This window comes from Mycobacterium sp. TH-M82 (genome assembly GCF_057473605.1).
In genome coordinates, this window is sequence record NZ_JBYCKY010000359.1 from 1 (window position 1) to 3704 (window position 3704).

The following is a 3704-nucleotide window of genomic DNA, read 5'->3' on the forward strand; positions in this document are numbered from 1 at the left end:
GCGGATGCCGGCGCAGCCGTTCCACGATCCAGGCCAATTGGTTTGCGGTCGTCTCATGGCCGGCGGAGACGAAGGTCAGCAGCTCGTCGGCGACATGTCGATCCGGCAGCGGCTCACCGCTTTCGTAGCGGGCCCGCAACAGCAGCGCGAGCACGTCGTTGCGGTCCTCGAAAGCCGGGTCGACCCGTGCCTTGGCGATGAGGGTGTCCATGACGTCGTCTAATCGCCTCCGGCGCCGCAGCAACCGTCCCTTCGGACTCCACCGGCCGAAGTCACGGCTCACGATGGACGGCATCAGGTGCAGCAGGGAGCCGATCGCGACCAGGCTCGGCACCAGGCTGCGAAGTTCGTCCAGCACGTCGGGGTCGTTGCCGAACATGGTGCGCAGGATCGAGTTGAGGGTCAGGCGGGTCATCGATCCGACCGTTTCGAACTCGCGGCCCTGCGGCCAGCTCGCGGTTTCGCGGAGCACCTCTTCTTCGATGATGTGCTCGTAGCCGCCCACCCGCGACCCGTGAAACACCGGCAGCACCACTCTGCGCCGGGCGAGGTGTTCTTCGCCGTTGAGACTGAACGTCGATCCGGGGCCAAACACGCCACCGAGGTTGGTCGGGCGCTCGATCACGTCATTACCCGCGGCAAACACCTCCTTGACCAGTGTCGGATCACTGATGACCACCGTCTTGCCGAAGACCGGCAGATTGATGGTGAAGGTAGGGCCGTAGCGCTGCCCCAGAGCGGGCACCACCTCGCACAGTGCGGTCAAGAACGCAATGCCCTGGATGCTCTTCGGCAGCCGCGGTCCCGGTGGCAGGTGTGCCGGCTCGCTGGTGACCGTCAGCATGTGAATTCCTCGCCATCGTGTCTTGGCAACGGTGCCCGAAAGTATTCCATGCCAGCCAGGTTAGGCCGGCTTGGCCGGCTGGGCTGGGGTGCAGGAGCCCAGGGGATGCTTCCACCGCGCTGAGTTGTGCGTCGTCCAGACACCCGGGTGTGAAGGCATAAATGCAGGTAGCGTGTTCGGTGGCTGCAACGGGCGAAGGGCAGGGAAGGGGATGGAAGGGGATGGGTGGCTGGTGTTCGCGTTCATGATGCCGTCCGTCGCCGCGCTGCTGGGCCGCTGGTTCTGGTGGCCGATCAAGGTCCGCTCGCGGCCGGTCCGCCGTATGCGGCCGAGCGGCTCGCACGAACGCGCCGGCGAGGAGGGCTTGACAGCCGAGGTGCCGGTGCCGGCCGCTGACGGCTCGGGTAACGGCCGGTCGGCGAAGCGTTCGGGTAATCCCCGGTCGGTGAACGGCTCACGGATCGGGCACCCTCTGCACCACTGATGCGCTGGTGGACCCCGTCGGGTCGGGCCGAAGCTGGCCAGCGGCAAGCACCGTGGGCTAGAGTTTAGATAAGTTTGGTTCGTAATAATAAACCGCAGAACTCGCCTGACCAGATCGGAGGCTGCCGCCATGTCTGACGAGACGCTCTCCGCCGCGCTGGAGCGCGAGCACAAGGAAGTGGACGCCGGAATCGAGGCTTTCCTGGAAAAGCTCGCCGGCGGTACCGTGGACGCGGACGGACTGACGACGACACTGGACTTCCTGCGCCGGCACATCTACGCCGAAGAGCGGATCCTGTTTCCGCCGATCCGGCACGGCGGCCTGGTGATGCCGCTCTTCGTCATGATGCGCGAGCACGGCGAGATCTGGCGCACCATGGATGCGCTGACGAAGATGGCCGCCGACGGAGCCGACCACGAGAAGCTGACCGAAACCTGCGGGGACCTGCTGCGCCAGCTCGAATTGCACAACAGGAAAGAGGAGCCGGTCATCTACCCGGCCGCCGACACCGGTCTCAGCGCGCAGCAGTCTGCACAATTGGCTGGTTTCCTCAAAACCGGCCTGACCCCTGATGCCTGGGCGTGCCAGGAGGCCGGCTGATTGCGCGCTGCGGACGCAGCGGTGCTACGCATGGCCGGTCAGGTCTGCGCCGCGATCAGCGCGGACAGGCCATCGCGGTAGGCGACCAGGCTGTGTCGCCATCCGACGTCGACCGGCCCGCCGCTGTCCACCGCGATTTCGGCGCCGACATGCACGTACGGCGCCGGCGGCACCAGCGGCACGATATCCAGGAAATTCACCACCCGAAAACAAGATTCGATAGCCGCGTTGAACGCGGCAGCGAAATCGGGCAGCCCGACGCGCGGACCGCCGAACGTGACGAGCCGGGGCTCGGCGGTGTTGGCCGGGATCGGCGGCACCGCCCGGGAGATGTCCGGCGCCGCGAGCACGGCCAGCGCCGCGCCGAGGCTGTGCCCGGTGACCAGGATCTTTTCGCAGCCGGCGGTGGCACCGGCCAGGTTGGCGGCGATGCTGGCACGCACGCACTCGTAGACGTCCTGAAACCCGCCATGCACCTGCCCGAAACCGCTGACCGGCAGGTACGTCGCGGGGATGACGTCGAAGTCCGCCAGCCAGTCGGACAGGTCCGAGCTGCCGCGAAACGACACGAACGCGGTCCGGCTGCTTGTGTTGCGGCCCATCAACCCGAAAATGTTGGTGTCCTTCACCATCGCCGTCATCGCGGGGTTCGGGCCAGGCCGGTTGGTTGCCGCGGCGACCATCGCGCTGTCGGCCTCGATGAGCGCGGTCTGGACGAATCCGGGTGGCAGGTCCGGCTTGCCGCCGTCCATCACCGTGTAGGCCGCGACCGCCAGCGGCAAGTCCACGTCACGGGCAGCCGTCGCGTCGAACGCCACGCTGGCAGTCTAAAGGCCGTCGAACTTCGGCCGACCCGGCTCCGTCCGACGCAGTAGCGTTGTGATAAGCGCCGCGGCCAACGTTGCGAAAGGAGCCCGCGATGGCCACCGATCTGACGCTCTACCTGGACGACGTGCCGGGCGAGCTGGCCCGGGTGGGCGACGTGCTGGGCAACGCGGGCGTCAATATCGCCGGGATGTGTGCCGTGTCCAATGGCGGCGGGCAGGCTGAGCTTCATGTCCTGGTGCAAGACCCTGCGCTGGCGTTCGAAGCGCTGCAGCACGCCGGCATTTTCGTGGCCGAGGAGCAGGAGGTGATCGTTCTCGACGTCGAGGACCGGCCCGGCGCACTCGCCGAGGCCGTCCACAAACTCGGTGTCGCAGGCGTCAACCTGGCGACCGTCTACCTGGCGAGCCACACCCGGCTGGTGCTGGCGGCGGACAGCCTGGCCGATGCGAAGGCGGCGCTCGGCTGAATTAGAATCTCGCCAACGGCAGCGATCCGGCCATCACCGGGGAGCCTTCGGAAGAAAAGCTCGATTTTTCCGGCGAGCCCAGTAGAACCGAACGGGTAGGCCCGTCACAGCCTCATCGAGCGGTCGTGCGTCAGTGCGGCAAGCGGGGTGGTACCGCGGCGGTCCAGCGCAAACGTCGTCCCCGGGCCTGACTTGGCACTAGGGAGACGAGGCGTGCATACCTACCCCAAGCCCGGCGCCGGCACCCCCGACTTCCCGGCGGCCGAAGCCGAGGTGCTCGACTACTGGGCGGTGAACGACACCTTCCGGGCCAGCATCGCCCGGCGTGCCGGGGCGGAAGAGTACGTGTTCTACGACGGGCCGCCGTTCGCCAACGGTCTGCCGCACTACGGACATCTGCTCACCGGCTACGTCAAGGACATCGTGCCGCGCTACCGCACCATGCGCGGTTACCGGGTGGAGCGGCGGTTCGGCTGGGACAC

Annotated in this window: 6 protein-coding genes; 4 read left to right on the plus strand and 2 right to left on the minus strand. The window is 67.1% G+C overall.

All coding sequences use genetic code 11. The features are described 5' to 3' along the window. The coding region (locus AC2VON_RS11070; protein ID WP_486952999.1) for a cytochrome P450 at window positions 1-844 on the minus strand (844 nt) is incomplete at its 3' end. Between the two features lie 211 nt (window positions 845-1055). On the opposite strand from AC2VON_RS11070, the gene AC2VON_RS11075 reads away from it, so the two are divergent. Together AC2VON_RS11075 and AC2VON_RS11080 are read left to right on the plus strand one after the other, a co-directional pair. Beyond that, a complete protein-coding gene (locus AC2VON_RS11075; protein ID WP_486953000.1) occupies window positions 1056-1328 on the plus strand; it encodes a hypothetical protein in 273 nt (90 codons plus the stop codon). 129 nt (window positions 1329-1457) lie between these two features. Next, the gene (locus AC2VON_RS11080) at window positions 1458-1928 is read left to right on the plus strand and encodes a hemerythrin domain-containing protein (RefSeq protein ID WP_486953001.1); all 471 of its coding nucleotides are present in this window, start codon (window positions 1458-1460) and stop codon (window positions 1926-1928) included. A gap of 38 nt (window positions 1929-1966) precedes the next feature. On the opposite strand, the gene AC2VON_RS11085 is transcribed toward AC2VON_RS11080, so the two are convergent. After that, the gene (locus AC2VON_RS11085) at window positions 1967-2746 is read right to left on the minus strand and encodes a lipase family protein (protein ID WP_486953002.1); all 780 of its coding nucleotides are present in this window, start codon (window positions 2744-2746) and stop codon (window positions 1967-1969) included. 101 nt (window positions 2747-2847) lie between these two features. Between AC2VON_RS11085 and AC2VON_RS11090 the strand changes: the two genes are divergently transcribed. Both AC2VON_RS11090 and AC2VON_RS11095 read left to right on the plus strand, forming a co-directional pair. Next, on the plus strand, window positions 2848-3222 hold the full coding sequence (locus AC2VON_RS11090) for an ACT domain-containing protein (RefSeq protein ID WP_486953003.1): 375 nt from the start codon (window positions 2848-2850) through the stop codon (window positions 3220-3222). A 213-nt stretch (window positions 3223-3435) separates the two neighbouring features. Next, window positions 3436-3704 (plus strand): class I tRNA ligase family protein (locus AC2VON_RS11095; protein WP_486953004.1); only part of this gene is annotated, 269 nt, incomplete at its 3' end.

Coding starts and splice junctions, on each gene's coding strand:
- AC2VON_RS11075 (WP_486953000.1), top strand. CDS start 1,056: ATGGAAGGGGATGGGTGGCTGGTGTTCGCGTTCATGATGCCGTCCGTC.
- AC2VON_RS11080 (WP_486953001.1), top strand. CDS start 1,458: ATGTCTGACGAGACGCTCTCCGCCGCGCTGGAGCGCGAGCACAAGGAA.
- AC2VON_RS11090 (WP_486953003.1), top strand. CDS start 2,848: ATGGCCACCGATCTGACGCTCTACCTGGACGACGTGCCGGGCGAGCTG.